The organism is Lutibacter flavus, from assembly GCF_900188355.1.
GTDB classification, from domain to species: domain Bacteria; phylum Bacteroidota; class Bacteroidia; order Flavobacteriales; family Flavobacteriaceae; genus Lutibacter; species Lutibacter flavus.
The window spans coordinates 570,382-587,017 of sequence record NZ_FZNX01000001.1; the positions used below are offsets into that span (position 1 = coordinate 570,382).

14 protein-coding genes and 1 pseudogene are annotated in these 16,636 nt (G+C 31.1%); 8 read left to right on the forward strand and 7 right to left on the reverse strand.

Translation table 11 applies throughout. The annotated features are described in order from the left end of the window. Positions 1-5: 5 nt before the first annotated feature. Positions 6-902, reverse strand: a complete 897-nt coding sequence (gene xerD / locus CHB63_RS02495) for a site-specific tyrosine recombinase XerD (protein WP_089376842.1) — start codon at positions 900-902, stop codon at positions 6-8. Positions 903-996: 94 nt separating this feature from the next. Here xerD and CHB63_RS02500 point away from each other — a divergent pair, with 94 nt between their 5' ends. Continuing rightward, complete coding sequence (locus CHB63_RS02500) at positions 997-1,557, forward strand: outer membrane beta-barrel protein (RefSeq protein WP_089376843.1); 561 nt, start codon at positions 997-999, stop codon at positions 1,555-1,557. A gap of 81 nt (positions 1,558-1,638) precedes the next feature. Continuing rightward, the gene (aroQ, locus tag CHB63_RS02505) at positions 1,639-2,052 is read left to right on the forward strand and encodes a type II 3-dehydroquinate dehydratase (protein ID WP_089376844.1); all 414 of its coding nucleotides are present in this window, start codon (positions 1,639-1,641) and stop codon (positions 2,050-2,052) included. 6 nt (positions 2,053-2,058) lie between these two features. On the opposite strand, the pseudogene CHB63_RS02510 reads toward aroQ, so the two are convergent. Both CHB63_RS02510 and CHB63_RS02515 read right to left on the reverse strand, forming a co-directional pair. Further along, a pseudogene (locus CHB63_RS02510) lies at positions 2,059-2,328 on the reverse strand (DUF2400 family protein); the annotation flags it as partial. An 18-nt stretch (positions 2,329-2,346) separates the two neighbouring features. Beyond that, entirely contained in the window at positions 2,347-4,053 is a 1,707-nt protein-coding gene (locus tag CHB63_RS02515) for a recombinase family protein (RefSeq protein ID WP_089376845.1), read from the reverse strand. A gap of 417 nt (positions 4,054-4,470) precedes the next feature. Here CHB63_RS02515 and CHB63_RS02520 point away from each other — a divergent pair, with 417 nt between their 5' ends. Then, the gene (locus CHB63_RS02520) at positions 4,471-4,653 is read left to right on the forward strand and encodes a hypothetical protein (protein WP_141107245.1); all 183 of its coding nucleotides are present in this window, start codon (positions 4,471-4,473) and stop codon (positions 4,651-4,653) included. A gap of 129 nt (positions 4,654-4,782) precedes the next feature. Here the strand turns inward: CHB63_RS02520 and CHB63_RS02525 are convergent, their stop codons facing one another. The 4 genes from CHB63_RS02525 to CHB63_RS02540 form a co-directional block, all read right to left on the reverse strand. Next, positions 4,783-7,431 (reverse strand): hypothetical protein, encoded by a 2,649-nt coding sequence (locus tag CHB63_RS02525; protein WP_089376847.1) that lies wholly within the window; start codon positions 7,429-7,431, stop codon positions 4,783-4,785. A 416-nt stretch (positions 7,432-7,847) separates the two neighbouring features. Then, a complete protein-coding gene (locus CHB63_RS02530; RefSeq protein ID WP_089376848.1) occupies positions 7,848-8,399 on the reverse strand; it encodes a hypothetical protein in 552 nt (183 codons plus the stop codon). Positions 8,400-8,603: 204 nt separating this feature from the next. After that, the gene (locus CHB63_RS02535; protein WP_089376849.1) at positions 8,604-9,326 is read right to left on the reverse strand and encodes a DUF5131 family protein; all 723 of its coding nucleotides are present in this window, start codon (positions 9,324-9,326) and stop codon (positions 8,604-8,606) included. 191 nt (positions 9,327-9,517) lie between these two features. Continuing rightward, a complete protein-coding gene (locus CHB63_RS02540) occupies positions 9,518-9,949 on the reverse strand; it encodes a hypothetical protein (protein ID WP_089376850.1) in 432 nt (143 codons plus the stop codon). 215 nt (positions 9,950-10,164) lie between these two features. Between CHB63_RS02540 and CHB63_RS02545 the strand changes: the two genes are divergently transcribed. From CHB63_RS02545 to brxC, 5 genes are all read left to right on the forward strand, one after another. Next, positions 10,165-11,637: a hypothetical protein gene (locus tag CHB63_RS02545; protein ID WP_089376851.1), complete on the forward strand. Its 1,473-nt coding sequence runs from the start codon at positions 10,165-10,167 to the stop codon at positions 11,635-11,637. A gap of 133 nt (positions 11,638-11,770) precedes the next feature. Further along, a complete protein-coding gene (locus CHB63_RS17450) occupies positions 11,771-11,950 on the forward strand; it encodes a helix-turn-helix domain-containing protein (protein WP_089376852.1) in 180 nt (59 codons plus the stop codon). After that, the gene (locus CHB63_RS02555) at positions 11,950-12,546 is read left to right on the forward strand and encodes a DUF1819 family protein (RefSeq protein ID WP_089376853.1); all 597 of its coding nucleotides are present in this window, start codon (positions 11,950-11,952) and stop codon (positions 12,544-12,546) included. The genes CHB63_RS17450 and CHB63_RS02555 overlap by 1 nt, the downstream gene beginning before the upstream one ends. A 1-nt stretch (position 12,547) precedes the next feature. Further along, entirely contained in the window at positions 12,548-13,129 is a 582-nt protein-coding gene (locus tag CHB63_RS02560; RefSeq protein ID WP_089376854.1) for a DUF1788 domain-containing protein, read from the forward strand. A gap of 6 nt (positions 13,130-13,135) precedes the next feature. After that, positions 13,136-16,633, forward strand: a complete 3,498-nt coding sequence (brxC, locus tag CHB63_RS02565; protein ID WP_089376855.1) for a BREX system P-loop protein BrxC — start codon at positions 13,136-13,138, stop codon at positions 16,631-16,633. Positions 16,634-16,636 lie beyond the last annotated feature (3 nt).

Consider the following 16,636-nt stretch of genomic DNA (forward strand, 5'->3'; position numbering starts at 1 on the left):
TTTTTTTATTTTCTTGGGTGAAAAGTATTTACAACTTGTTTCAAAAAGCTTTTATCTAAGTGCATATATATTTCTGTAGTTGTAATGCTTTCGTGACCTAACATTTGCTGTATAGCTCTTAAATCGGCACCACGTTCTAATAAATGAGTAGCAAAAGAGTGCCTAAATGTATGCGGACTAATTTTCTTTTTTAGTCCAGTTTTAATTGCTAAGTTTTTTACAATAGTAAAAATCATAACACGGGTTAATTTTTTGCCTCTTCGATTTAAAAAAACAGTATCTTCAAATCCTTTTTGAGTATTTAAATGAACTCTAATTTCATTTACATAATTTGCAATATACTTTTGAGTTTGAGTATTAATTGGTACAAATCGTTGTTTGTTTCCTTTCCCAATAACTCTAATAAAGCCTTCTTCAAAAAATAAATCTGAAATCTGTAGATTAACAAGTTCAGAAACTCGTAATCCACAACTATATAATGTTTCTAAAAGTGTTCTGTTTCTTTCACCTTGAGGTTTGCTTAAATCAATAGAATTAATTAAAAGATCTATATCTTCAATTGAAAGTGTATCAGGAAGTTTTAGCCCAATTTTTGGTGTTTCAAGTAAATCCGTTGGATTGTCTTTTCTATAATCTTCAAAAATTAAAAAGTCAAAAAAATTACGAATACCAGAAATTAATCGTGCTTGTGAACGTGCATTTATTTCTTTTGATGCAGTATAAATAAATTCTTGAATATGATCCTGATTTATTGAAATAGGAGAGACCTTAATTTCATTAACTTCTAAATATGAAATCAATTTTTTAACATCGCGAGAATAGCTGTCAATTGTATTTAGGGCCAGACCTTTTTCAATTTTTAAAAAAGTTAAATAATCTGTTAAAGCGTTATTCCAATTCATTAGGTAAATATAATCATTTAAAATTTTCACATTAAATATTTGAAGGGTACATTTAATTGAAATTAATTATATTAGTGGTATAAATTATAAGAATATGAAGAAGTACATTTATTATTCGTTTTTTGTTATTTTTTTATTGAACTTCAACCAAGTTAAATCTCAAAATTTAAATCAGTTTGGATTAAAAGCTGGAGCAAATTTAATGGGAATAAAAGATAAACTTAGTGACGGCAATACCACTCAAGTAAATAAAACAGGATTTTACATAGGTGCTTTTATGGAATTTAGAAAAAGTCTGAATTTATCAATCCAAGCAGAAATAAACTATTCATCAACGGATAATAAAATAAATGATAACATTGGATTATTGCATATTCCTTTATTAATTAAATATAAGCTTGGGGAAAAATTTGAAATTTATGGTGGACCAGAAAGTCAGTTTTTATTATCAGTTAGTCAAACTGATATTAAAGGTGATGAATATAAAAAATTTATTTTAGCAGCTGATTTAGGAGTTGGATTGATTGTTTCAGATGCACTTACTTTAGATGCACGTTATAATTTAGCTATTTCCAATTACAGAGATTTAGGATATCGCCAAAATATAAAATTAAATTTTTTACAAATTGGATTGGCATATAAATTTGATAATTGATAAAACAAATTCAATGTAATCAATAATAATTTTTAAATTTGATACTTGAAGAATTGACTTCTACTTTATTAAAAAACATACATGAAAATATTAATATTAAACGGCCCCAATCTTAATTTACTTGGAAAGCGTGAACCTGAAATATATGGAAGTTTAACCTTTGAAGCGTTTTTTGAAGAATTAAAAAAGAAATATAATACAATTGATTTACATTATTTTCAAAGTAATGTTGAAGGTGAACTTATAAATAAATTGCACGAAGTAGGTTTTAGTTTTGATGGAATTGTTTTAAATGCGGGTGCTTATACACATACATCTGTAGCAATTGGAGATGCTATAAAAGGCATTGAAACACCTGTAATTGAGGTACATATTTCTAATGTACATGCCCGTGAAGATTTTCGACATACCTCGTATATTGCTCCAAATGCAAAAGGAGTTATTGCTGGTTTTGGGTTGCAAAGCTATGAGTTGGCTTTACAAAGTTTTTTGTAAATAAATTTAAAATTTTTCGAATACTCCAAGACCAAATAAGGCAAAGTCATATTTAACAGGGTCTAATGGATCCATTCTTCTTAAAGAAGAATCTAGTTCAGCCAATGCTTTGGCATCGTTCTGTTTTCTAGTTAACAAACCTAATTTTCTGGCAACATTTCCAGAATGTACATCTAAGGGACAAGATAGTTGAGCGGGAGTGAGGCTTTGCCAAATACCAAAATCTACTCCGGCATTATCATTTCTAACCATCCAACGTAAAAACATATTAATCTGTATAATTAAGGAAGCGTTTTAATCAAAAGTAATTAATTCACTATCATTAATTGAGACATCTAGTTCGTCTTTAATCAATCCTTTTAATTTATAACTAAATAATGCTCGACTCGGCATATATTCTTCAACCATTTCAAGACCAAATTCATCTGATGGAAACTGTTTTACATTGGCTATACAAACATAGTTTAATAGTTGAAGGTTGGATAAAAAGGAAATTGTTTCATTGAATCCTTTATACTTGATAACAAATAGGAATCGACCATTCCTTTCAAGCGGTTTATATGATACATCAATTCTTTCTATTAGCTGTTGTACTGCTTTCTTAATTGCATCAAACCCACTACTAACATCAAACCCATCTATAACATGATTAACCCTATTTAATCTATTGTTGTCATTCTGTATTACCAATTGAGCTTCCACGTGTTCTAGTGATTCTTTAAATTTAACCACTCTATCCTTAGCTTCTCTATACTTGGCTTTTAATCTTTCATCTTCAGCAAAATCATCTTCAGCATCACCAAACAAATAGTTAAATGCTTTAGTTTCAATTTTTTCGACTGATTTTATTTTCTTAATTAGTTCATTCTTCTTGAAGGTCAAAGTATCTATTTCAACGGTATCTACTTCAATATTGTTTAAGTATTGCTGTAGGTCCTTGCTCAAGAATAAATGTTTAATGATAAAGGTTTCGAATCTAGGAATATTAAACCCTTTGCTTCCTTTACAGACATGTAAAGGTGCTTGTTTTCCAGAGCATATATATTGATTCCTCCTATCAGACAAGCGTCTTTTACCTTTGTACATATGACCGCATTCTGCACAGAATATAATTCCATTCAATAAATACTTATATATTGGTGTTTTACCAGATTTGGTTCTTTTGTTCTTCGTTAGATTCTTCTGGATGGCGCTATATTGTTCTAACGATATGATGGCCAAATGAGGCAAAGGAATTTCTTCTTTATTCCAAACATGAATACCAGCATATAATTTCTTCTTTAATATACCATGAACTGTAGAACCCCACCATACTTTATTCTTATGTTCTATTTTCTTGCCAGTACTTGCATCCGTTGTCACAACATTTTTACCAAGCTTTGCAAACCTTGTAGGTATATTTAATTTATTTAATTTCTTTGCTATACTATATGCGCCATTCCCTTCTAATGACCATTTAAATATTTTCTTAACTACTTCAATTTCTTCAGGTTCTTGAATATAATACCCATTTGCATCTTTGGTAAATCCGTATGCACGAATACCATGAACTTTCCCCTTAAGTGCATTACGGTAAAATGCAACTTTCACTGCATCAGATGTTTTATCAGAATGCATTTCATTAAAGATTGAGAGTAGGTTTGCCATAGCTCTATTGGTAGTTGAATCCAAGTCATAGAAAATTCCATCAGGATACCACTTAGCGCCAGCATTTAAAAGGGTAGAAACAAAATATCTCCATGTGTCAGGGTTTCTCTCTATCCTATCTTGATGAACAGCAAATACATTTGTTATTTTTTTATTTTTAATATCACCAATGAACCTATAAAATTCATCACGAGCTATTATTTCGGCTTTACCTGAAACATTAATATCTTTATATACTTCGTACTGCATTTTCATTTTATTAGCAAAAGCAACACCTCTTTCTTCTTGATACTCAATACTTGTATCTTTTCCTTCTTCTTTATCTCCAGATATTCTACAATATATTCCAACCATAATTTTTATATTCAAGTTCAAATATACTTTTAAATGGTTAATTAAGGAAGCGTAAATTTACATTGTTATAACCCTAATCCTACCTTTTTATATTAATTAGTTGTTTATTCAACAGTTAGTTAATTATACCACCTCGATAAATAATTATTTAAGAAATATTAAATTTCAATTAAATTTCATCTATTTATATACATGCTTTAGAACTTCATAAAGATTTCAAAGCATTATTGATAATATATAAATAGAAATGAAGAAATTAATGCAATTGATAGATACTATTACCAAAATGGAAATCCTCTGGTTAAACGACCAGTTAACATCAATCTCCAATAGAAAAAAACTTAAAAAATGAAACTAATAATCAACACCCACCAGCTAGATTTACTATCATCCAACTTTGTTATAGTAGAAGATGGATTGCATTCCAATGAAACCAACCTTATCAAAGAAGGTGGAACTCCTGAATACCTTGTGAGTCTTTGGATTTCATCATATCCCGCTGAGATTAGAATTGGAACAAATATGGGAAGTGGAGGTGCAATGGCCATTGCTCGGAAATTATTCCCCAATGCAAGAGTATATTCTGCCAAGTCTGCATAATTATGGCATTGAAATAAATTAAAAATATGGCTTAAAATATAAACTAAGCTATATTATTCTTGATACTATTGTTTATAGTAAACATCAGGAATGAAAGCTAACCTAAATAAGTTTACAATAATATTTTCATTAGTAAAATTGATAATTGTCAATTGTATTCTTGGAACTATGTGGTGTATCCGTTGTTGGTCCCATATACTCACTTCCATCATTATATAACTCAACATGATAGAAAAATTCATCCACTTGAGTTGGTAAAACTATATTTGATTCCAAAATAGCTTCCTCGCTAACAATCAAAGCATCATGAAATCGATGACAAGTAACTGGAAGAATCCTTCTATATTTCTCAATGATTCTCTTTTCATGCATAGTCATCTTCACATAAAAACTTCCTTTTGGAACTTTTGCGGTCATCTTGGCCAACTTTAATGCATTATCTTTATCATATCCACTATCCAAGTAAATCTTCTGGGCTTGAGCAACAGTAAACTTATAATTATTCAATGTCATATTAAAAAACCGTTTGGCTTCTGCTCTTGAAATACCCATATTCTCCATTAAATTATCATACACTTGCATGCCTATTTTAGTTCCAAGAATTTGGTCTATAATTTGAGGATGAGCTGAAGTCAAATCTATAGATAAATACCTAAGGGGAATAGCTTTCCTAAAAACCTTGGATAATTGAGTCATGGCATTATACTCCCTGTTTTTCTTGAGGATTGTTCTATGATTAGCCTGCCCTTCAGTTAATAAAAATAGGTTGTTATTAACCATTTTATCTCTCAATGATTTGAAAGTAACGAAATACAAACTCTTACCCTTATCTATGCGCTTAAAGAGCTTCTTTACGATATCTTTTATCAGCTCTATTTCAGTTGTGCTCAATGGCTCAAAAATCTCATCTACACGACTTGAAATAACCCTCAAGACATCTCTGTATCTTTGTGGATTGGATTCATATTTCTTATATAACTCTTCATTATTAGCTTCAATAAGTATTTTTATTTCACGCTCATATTCAACTGATAATTTCTCATAGGTAATTTGATGAATATTATATAAAAATTGCCAATCGTTGGTCAAATCAGTGTTTTCCTCTAAGATTTCCCTAATATCATTATTAGCGTATAATCTTATGGCATTTTTTTTAGCCTCTTCAGATAATTGCTCGGTATAATACTTGGTATCCGTATTAACCCTTAATAATAAATTCATCGATGCGTATATATCTTTACGCTTAACTCTCTTAGAAGTTCGTAGCTTCTCAACTAATTGAGAAGTATTGGTCACTTTCAAAAAATAAGCAGATAAATATTCAAGTGCATCTTTACTACTAAATACCCCCTTTCCATTACTCTTATTTTTTATGTTATTTTTAATTTTATTATAATCTTTTAAAAGTTGAGGTTTATCAATATCCATTAAATTAAGTAACCTTTCAGAAAATACCGTACTCTTTTTTTTGCTCACAGCTGTATTTGTAGTTACATAATCAGAAACTTTAAAGTTATATTCCTTCATCCTCTCAATGAAAATACCCTTATTATACTGCTGGTAATCATTCATTGTATTCAATGCATTATTGAATAGAAAAGCCCTATTAACATCCATCGATTGTGTTATGGACTTATGATGACTTACTTGATAATAGGCACTGTACTTACCAACTACTGAGCTAAAATAAGTGAAGTCATCTTTGAACATTGTAAATGAAGTAATTACATCCTCTTCAGATATTTGAGTACAATTTTCACTTCCATTTTGAGGGCTAGTTATGTTGACATATAAGGCGTTTTGAACTGTTTTACGACACCTACCATAAGATTGCACTAGATTGTTGATATTTATTTTATAGGCATCATTATTTTGCTCACTAATAATACAAACACTACAATCTTGATTGATATCAAACCCAGCAAAGTAGGAAGAACTAAAGACAATTATGTCACAGTCATCGAAGCTTAATTTTTCTCGACTTGTATCCCCATTAAATGGAGCTAACTTTACTCTTAACGCATCTCCAGTCCCGCTTTTAGTTTTTAAATCTGAAAATGATTTGTGATAACGGATGTTATTAGTAAATACAGCTACCTTATTTTTATTATTATTTTCATTATATACAAAGTCGAAAGCATCATCTTTTTTAGTACTATATCTCAAAGACTTAGTAGGCTCATCATATCTTTGAAATTTATAATATTTGATATCAAGTTCCTTTGGAATATCATGACCTCCATAGATAGGTGTTGCAGTAGTTAATGTCATTTTTGCTTCCCATTTTTTATAAACTAGCTCCATACAAAACCCCATCTCAACTCTGAATACGGCATCTTGAGTAAAGGCATGAATTTCATCAACCAAGACTGGAATCTGTATGATTTCACCGAATATATCTTTTCTATTTTGATATAACCATGTGATTTGATTTGGAGTACAATTAATAATTAGGTTTTGTTTCTCTATTTCAACAAAACCAAAATAATCCATGGCTTCTTGCCATAGGTCTTTTGTCTCCCCATAAATGCCTAATTGTTTGTCACTATAATATTTACCATCTATTTTATCCGTTATCTGAACAATATTAGGACTTATTATAATTAAGTTTCCTCCTTTATAATTATAAGCAGCAGTTGTTATTCCAACCCCCGTATTCTTATCAATAAATTTATGGTAGCTAAAGTCCGTTAACACGGCATTAGCATTTTCATCATTACCCACATAATCGAGGAATTTAATAATTTCTACTTCCTCATTTTTTTTAAATTCTTTCATCGTTTTTCATATTTTATAATTAATAATTTGAATGCCTTCTAAATAGTTTTTTTCCTTTTTTTCTACTTTAGAAAGTATTCCCATAACCCTGTATCCGTTGCTCCAACAATTTGACTCACAAACAAAGTTCTATAGCTCGATGGTCAAATTATCATAAGAGGCACATCAACCAAATAACTATCATTATTGTCTCCAATTCAATTGTATTCATGTCAATAATCTAGACATAGTTTTTAACTAATTTTAGACGAAAACCTAATGATGGCAGTAGTTACACTCATTTTATTGGGTAGACACTTTAGATATACTATTATAATAAACAATACTTAGGAAGATACCTGATAACACAACAACCATTATTGGTTTTTAGCAGATGGAAATCTTAGTTTTTTTTACAGCTTCCCACCCGATTAGAATTAATCTATTTCTATTACTTCCCACCCATACTCAAATCTCTTTATTATTTTATGTTTGTTTTCATATACTAATATATTATATGGATTTAGAAGGAATTTCAAGTCTGACTCTGCAATTCGAAAATTTTTAGTATTTGTTTTTATATAAACGCAGAAAATATCATCATAATTTTCTACGAAATAATCAGTTTCTCTGGATAATCCTTCAACAAGAGTATATGGGTGACAATAAATTGGAATTTCATTCCCATTATCTTGGAGGAAAATTATTTCAATATTTATTTTGAAAATACAATCATGTTTTACTCTATCAAATCCCCATTCTGGTGGAACTTCCTCACCATTGAATTCAGGAATAAGTTCCATAGTTCTTTTAATAGCGCTTGTACGAGCATCAAAAATGTTCTTACTTTCAAAAACCTGTTCAAATATTATTTCATCTAGTTCATCGTTTTTTGTAAAGTGGTAGAAGTACCCTCTCACAATATATTTACTTGTTTCTTTGTGTTTTGAATCATTTTGACTCAACTTTTTACTTTCATTTTTTTTCATGATTTCTATATTTAATTTGTTAATAATTTTATTTTACAGCAAGTTTTTCACCCTCAGGCTACTCCAGAATTTTTAATATGTTGGTAATTTGGTAATTGAGTTTTTTGTAATTCAAATACAAGTTTTTTGGTTTCTCTCATAATTTTAAAGTTTGTGAGTGGAAAACCATTTTTTGAGCCTCCCACTCGATTAGTATTATTTTATTTATGCCGATTGATTGAAAATCGGTGGCATTTCGTCATAGGTTCTACCATTCAATAATCGTCCAGCTTTCTTTTTGTTTTTGCCGCCCCATTGCTTGAAGAAAAAATCAGTTTTCTGCTCTTCACATTGCTTTTGGATATCTTCAACCCAAAATTTTTCAATCGGTCTTGATTTGGGTCCAGATTCTCCGCCTACAATTGCCCAATCTATTCCTGATAGGTTCATATTGGGCAATGGTCCCAGCAGAGGTTCAAGTGAAAGAAATTTGGTTTTAGCATTGGTATTTCTCAAGAAATCAATTCTATCCATCACCTTCTGATTTTCAACACTAACTCCCATCCATATATTTGAGGTCCATTCAAGCTCTTCATGCAATTCATGGAGCCTTTCGGCTCTTTTGGTTAACACTTGAAAAGTGTGTTGAGGGTTTTCATTCATAACTTTAAATACTTGTTTGATAAACTCTAGCGGAACATCCTTATGGAAGAGGTCGCTCATAGAATTAACAAACACCACTCTAGGTTTTTTCCATTGGTATGGTCGTGTTAATTCACTTGGATGAACTCTTACTTCAAAGTTGTCTTTGTACTTTAGTTGCCCCATAGCTTGAAGCCTTTTGGACATTATTTTTGCATAACAGTTTGCGCATCCCGCTGAACATTCAGTACATCCAGTTGTTGGGTTCCATGTTGTTTCCGTCCATTCAATTTTAGTTTTACTCATAATCTTTTAAGTTTTGTGAGTGGTAGATATTTTAATACCACTCGGTTAATAATCTTACCTATAGATATAGTTATCCCTCTTCACGATTTTCCTGAATTTTTAATTAATCGATAACAGTTGCTTATTTACCTCCGATATTGAGGGTTTGACTTAGCTTTTTATTGAATCTCTCATAGCAATGATTCAATCTTTTAATTTAGAAAGAATTCTAAATCCGATTCAAGAACTACGACCATCTGACCGTTCAAATCTTCAACTTCAACATATTCCATGTCCTCTTGGCCTACATAGTGATTGGCTTCAATTTCTAATGATTCTATGGTTAGTTCTTCTTCTCCATAAATTTGATACTCCCAATCCTCATCGAACATGAAGGTTAACTCTATTGAATATGCATTGAAGTCCTTGAACCCTTTAAATTGAGCCTCCAGTGGAGAACTAAACTCACTTCCTTCTGGCATTCCATAATTAAAGAGCTCTTCCAGTTCTTTAACCTTTGATATTGCCTTGTTGCGTGCTTCAAATAGATTTGGTTCTTGGTAGGTGTATTCAAAATTCTCTGAATTAACAGTTCCCTTTTTGTCTGATTTTAAAATGTTTACTCTTACGATGTATTTTTTCATAATATTTAGTTTTAATTGGACTATCTATTTTTAGTCCGTTTAACAATCTGTATTTGAACCACTTGCAAGCTAAATTCTATGCAAATATACGAGATACTATTGGCTAAAAAAAGAGCAATTCACAAAGTGAGTAAATTCACGCTTATTATTAAGTCTTTGTATATTAGTTTATTAAATCGTATTTTAGACGAAATAAAAATATCATTTACCTAAATATGAGTAAAAACAAGCTTACATTGATTGACAACATTGATTACAGTCATATCATAGTTGATTTACTGACTCCATTTGATTATGAAAAAAAATTTACTAAATATTCATTTAATACAATTGTTTTGGTTGCGTTGACAACAGGTTTACCGCTAAAAGGTTTAACTAGTTTGAAATGGGGAGATATACTCGAATATGATGAAAAAGGGAGGACTAAATGTTTAGATAGAATAAATTTAGAGAGAGGTTACGACTTCTCAATTAGTAATAAGGTGCGAAAGCAAATTCTAACATTCTACACATACAGGAATCAGCCTAGATTTAAAAGACTTATTATAGATGATGGTTTTTGGAAGTATCAAACGAGAAAAAAATGGCTTACTAAGCTGAATTATACAGTTTGTTTGTGTAAAACAAAAGAATCAATTCAAGATAAACGGCTAGAAATTCTGAATGACCATCTTACCCAAATTATATTTGGAAGAAGGGTAATAGAAACTTGTGGATATTCGAATAAAATAGCGAATTTTCTAAAAGGGCTGTATAATATTAAAACGAGTCAACAACTTTTCACCTTTTTGGGTTTTAAATCTCGCAATGATTTCAAATACAAATTATCTAACATATCATTAGCCGAAGGGGTTAACAATAGATTTAGTTTAGGGGAGCCCAAAAGTTTTTTAAATGAGAATAAGCATTTTTTAAAATTAAAAAAAGGGTCGAATGAGTATTATCCATTTCAACATTTTCAAGTATTTTATGATTTTTTAAATATCTTAAGGTTAGGCTATTTTGATGTTAAAGTTAAAAGTGTCTTAGTCTTGCTAATGATTAGCTTAACTAACGGAATTAGACCATCATCACTACTAAAGCTAATCTGGTCTGATTTTTTCGTTGCTGGGAAAAACGGCATTTTGGATTGTTATACTCTAAAGGATTCAATTAAGATAAGCAGACATCAAATTAAATTAGACCATAATACCAAAAAGAAAATTCTACTACAATTCAAATGTTTGTTTCTTAATTTTGATTCTGAGATTGATATCGACAATTATCAGCTAACAATTTTAAAAGAACTTCCTGACCCTAAGATTCATGGCCTTATCACTATTGATAACAAACTTATATTAAAAAATGAGGCTCCAAGCCTTAACGATAGTTGTTTTATTACCAATAAAATGAATACCCTAACACAACCATCATTAAATAGGGAAATTAAAAATGCATTGCGAGAGGTTGGATTTCAACATGCTGATAAATTCAAAACCGAATCTACAATGATAATGTATGGTAGAAGAATTCTCGATTTAAAAGGAAATCACACCCCAACTATCAGAGCTCTTGTAAAGCATTTCAACAGACGAAGTAAAAAAGATTTGTTTAAGTTTCTCTATATAGATTTCGAAAGAGGTTCAATAAGGCCGAAATATTTAGGGGAATTCACCAATATTTTTGAGCATGTATTATATGATATCTAGTATATATAATTATATCAAAACACTCCCCCTTTTTTAAATTTCAAATAGCTAAAAATATTTAATTATTTAGAATCAATCTTCATTCATTATTTACTAAATTTGATGAAGAGAAACTTTAATTTTTATTAAATAGATGCTGTTAAAAGAATTACTAAAATCTAAAGGTGTTAAACAAAATTGGTTGGCCCAGCGAATTGGGGTTAGTACCGTAACTATGAGCAACTGGGTAAAAGGTAAAAGCCACCCATCAAAGAAAAACTTAATGAAGTTGAGCGAAGTACTGAATGTTCATCTAAACGATTTAGTAAATTAATGGCGAAAACAAACAAATATAACTTCTCGTTTACTGGATTTTCTTTAAGAGTAAACGAAATGACCAAAGTTGCTGAAGCAATGAATGAAGGACTCCCAGTTGAGATGGTTGATTTTGGTGACGGAAACAGAAACACAGGACAACGTAGATTGGTGGAAATAAAAAAGAGGTTAAAAAAGTTAACCGATAAAGAACTACATCTTCTCATCGCTGGAGATTTCATATCTCAAAAGCAAATAGCCTTCCTTTCCGTTTGCAAAGTACACACATTTATCAGAGATTTTGTGGTGGAAGTTCTACGTGAAAAATTGTTGGTGTTTGATTATCAAATTACCGAAGGAGATTATATTTCATTTTACAGACGAAAATCTGAGTTGCATCCAGAAATGGAGAATTTAACAGATAGAACACAGAGTGCAATTCGACAAGTCACCTTTAAAATATTGGAGGAAGCTGGGATTATAGATAATACTAAGACAAAAATGATTCAACCTCAACTTTTAGACGCTAACGTTATCAATACAATAGCATCCGATAATGAGCAATGGTTAAAAGTCTTTTTTATGAGTGATATGGATATAGAAAATATAAATTAATATGGTAGAAATTGTAAAAAAGTTTGATGATTTATATAAGAAACTATCATCTAGTCGATTTTTGAGAAAAGATGGATTGGGTGGTGAAATACCTTTTTTTATATCGCCATATAAAGCAGAACAAGAGCTGAAAATAGCTGAGTCAATTCAACTGTTGAAAAAGAAATTAGACACCGCTGGTGTGCCTATTTTAGAAATCAACTTATATGATTTAGTCTGTGAAATACTAGAAGAAAAAGGCGGTGTGGAGCGGATGTTTAGAGTGGAAAATAGAAAATCTAAAGATAAGTTTTTAAGAGCGCTACAGTCCTCGTTAAATATACATCAAGTACTGATGCCTAGGATTGAAAAGAAGATATTAGAGAGTGATGTCAAGATTTATTTCCTGACTGGTGTTGGTTTGGTGTACCCATTCATAAGGTCCCACAATGTATTGAACAATCTCCAAAATATTGCAAAAGAGGCTCCAACGGTGATGTTTTTCCCTGGGGATTATGATGGGCATTCTTTAAACCTTTTTGGGTTGTTAAAAGATGACAATTATTACCGAGCATTTAATATTGATAAAATTGAAGCAAAATAAATTATTATGATAAAGAAGTTTTTTGAAAAAGACATTAACAGAAACATTGAAACGGTTATTAAAGCGGATGACCGTGAGCATATCTCTGATGAGGTAGTTGAATATGTAATTACCAACGAAATTGGAAAAAAAATAAGAGACCTATTCTCTGAATACATTGACTACGCTGGAGCCAATGGTGTTTGGATTTCAGGTTTTTTCGGAAGTGGTAAATCTCACTTGTTAAAGATTTTATCATATGTATTAGAAAATAAGGAAGCGTATGATGGTTATAAAAGTGGGGAGCTATTCGCAGAAAAGATTGAGAATGATGAGATGCTAAAAGCTGATGTTCTTAGAGCCTCCAAAATACCTTCAGAATCTATTTTATTCAACATTGACCAGCAAGCTCAGATTACAAGTAAATCAGATGAGAATGCCATTTTATCTGTATTTTATAAAGTGTTTTTTGACCATTTAGGCTATTATGGTTTTCAACCTCACGTAGCGGAATTCGAAATGTGGTTGGATAAACAAGGTCAGTACGATACGTTCAAAACGAACTTTAATACCAAGCACGAAAAATCTTGGGAAGAAGCTAGAATAGACTATTTCGACCCTATGGTCACGGATGATATTGCTGAAGTATTGGGAGAATTAAATAATACCGATGCATCCAAATATGAAGATATTTTAGATGATTTAGAAGATAAACAAAAACAATCTATTGAAGATTTTGCTGAGAGGGTTCATAACTATCTTAAAACGAAATCTTCTGATTTTAGACTGAATTTCTTTGTGGATGAGGTTGGTCAGTATATTAGTGACAACACCAAACTGATGCTAAATTTACAAACCATCGCTGAAACCTTAGCGACAAGAACACACGGAAAATCTTGGATATTGGTTACGTCTCAAGAAGATATGGAAAAGGTTGTTGGAGATATGAATAAGCAACAACAGAATGACTTTTCACGTATTCAAGCTCGTTTTAAAATAAAAGTTCCGCTTACTTCTGCAAATGTGGATGAAGTAATAGAAAAACGTTTATTAAAGAAAAATAGTGATGCTCAAAAACAACTAGTTGCTTCTTATAAAAAAGAAAGTGCCCATTTAGAATCATTATTATCCTTTTCTGAAGCTGGTGTTCAATTTAAAGGATATTCAGGCGGAGCTGATTTTGGAAATAAATTTCCATTGGTTCCATATCAGTTTGATTTATTTCAACAATGTAGAAGAGCATTGTCAACACATAATGCATTCCAAGGAAAACACGCTTCCGTGGGAGAACGTTCTATGTTGGGTGTGTTTCAACAAGTGATTCAAAAAATCGAAAATAGAGATGACAAAGCCTTGGTAAGTTTCGACTTAATGTTTGAAGGCATTCGTAACGAATTACGTGGTGAAATCCAAAGTTCTGTGATTTTAGCGGAACGAAATCTGGATAACAATTTTGCTAAACAGGTATTAAAAGCACTATTCTTAGTGAAGTACTTTGGTAACTTTAAAACTACCAAAAGAAATATATCAGTGTTAATGATTGATGATATCAATATTGACCTAAACAAACACAAACAAAACATTGATGAAGCGCTTAATATCCTTGAAAACCAAAATTATGTACAACGAAATGGTGATTTGTATGAGTTTTTAACGGATGATGAAAGAGATATTGAAGAAGAAATTAAAGAGACAGAGATTGATGACCCAGCTGTTACCCAATTATTAAAAGAAATTTTATTTGATGAAATCATACGTGATAACAAAATAAAATACTTGGATAACAAGCAAGATTACGATTTTACGACCAAGATTGATGGTTCTATGTTTGGGAGAGAAAAGGAGTTAGAAATCGAAATCATTACAGAAAATTATAGTGATTATGAGAACGTAGTTTTTATACAATCACAAACAATGGGAAGCACCAGTATGAAAATGGTGTTAAGCTCTGATGCTGTATTTATGAAAGATGTCAAAATGTATTTACGAACTCATAAATACGTAAAACAAAATCAATCTACATCCAATCCAACGGAGCGTAAACGAATACTTCAGGACAAAGCTCAACTAAATGCAGAAAGACGCAGAAATTTAATGCTTATTGCCAATAACTCGTTAGCAAAGTCTACCGTGTATATGAATGGTTCTAAGCACGAATTGGGGCAAACTGCCGATGGTAAAACTCGTGTAGTAAATGCATTTCAAGACCTGATAAAAACAGTGTATTCGAGCCTTAGAATGTTGGGTACTACACAGTATAGTGAAGATACTATAAAAGCAACTGTAGTTTCAAGACAAGATGATTTATTTGGAGCTGATGATGCTACCATCTCAGAAGCAGAATCAGAGGTTTTAAATATCATCAATAGACGAAAGAAACAAGCGGATAGAACGTCATTAAACGACCTTAAAATGCACTTTTCACGTAAACCATATGGTTGGTATCCAAATGCTATCTGGACTATTACAGCAAGGTTGTACAAGCGAGGGAAAGTTGAAATTATGCAAGGTTCAAATAGTTTAGAGGACCAAGATGTATTGAATGCATTGTTGAATAGTTCGAAACACGGAACAACATTATTAGAGCCACAAGCAAGTTTTGATTTAAATGCTGTAAAAAAATTAAAACAAGTCTATAAAGATGCTTTTGACGAATCGTGTCCATTAAAAGAACCTAAAGATGTGGCCAACGCTTTTAAAAATGAAATAAAAGAAATGGTTGTTGTTGTGAATCAACTACTGGCTCGTAAAAATGAATACCACTTCCTGAAAACCTTAGAAGATTTCAGTGAAAAATTGGATATGCTATCTAAAAAAGAATACAGTTATTTTATTACCAATCTTGCCGATTTTGAGGATAATTTATTAGATACCAAAGAGGACTTATTGGACCCGATTAAACGGTTTATGAATGGTGACCAAGTAAAAATTTACGATGAAATCAAAAAATTATTAAATAGTAATAATGCCAATCTAAATTTTATTGAAGGTGATGAGGTTAAAACCTTAGAGACCATTCTTGAAAGTGATTCTCCATACAAAGGAAATGGCATTCAACTGGCAAAAGCATCAAAAGATAGCCTGACTAAAAAAGTATTGGATGCTATTGATGCTGAAAAGGAGGTATTCAATACCAAAATTAATGACATTGAGAAGGCAATTCTAGATTCTGATGAATACAGCAAAATTGACAATGGGCAACAAAGGGAAATTCAAAAAACGATACTCGATTTAAAAAAGAAAGTTACTGAAGAACGCTTTATTGGAAACATTAGAGTTACAACTAGTACTATTAAGAACAACTTATATAGTGACCAAATGAATTTAATGTCCAAATGGTTAGCTCCAAAACCTGAGAGTGGAAAAGTAGAAGAACCTCAAGCCAAATATATTAAAAAAAGTAATATTCGGGTTGAATTTGTTAAGCACGAATTAACCAATGAAGAAGATGTGAATGCATATATAGAAGCTTTAAAAGAAGCCTATTTAGAACGCATTCATCAAAATTTAAAAATTACATTGTAAATA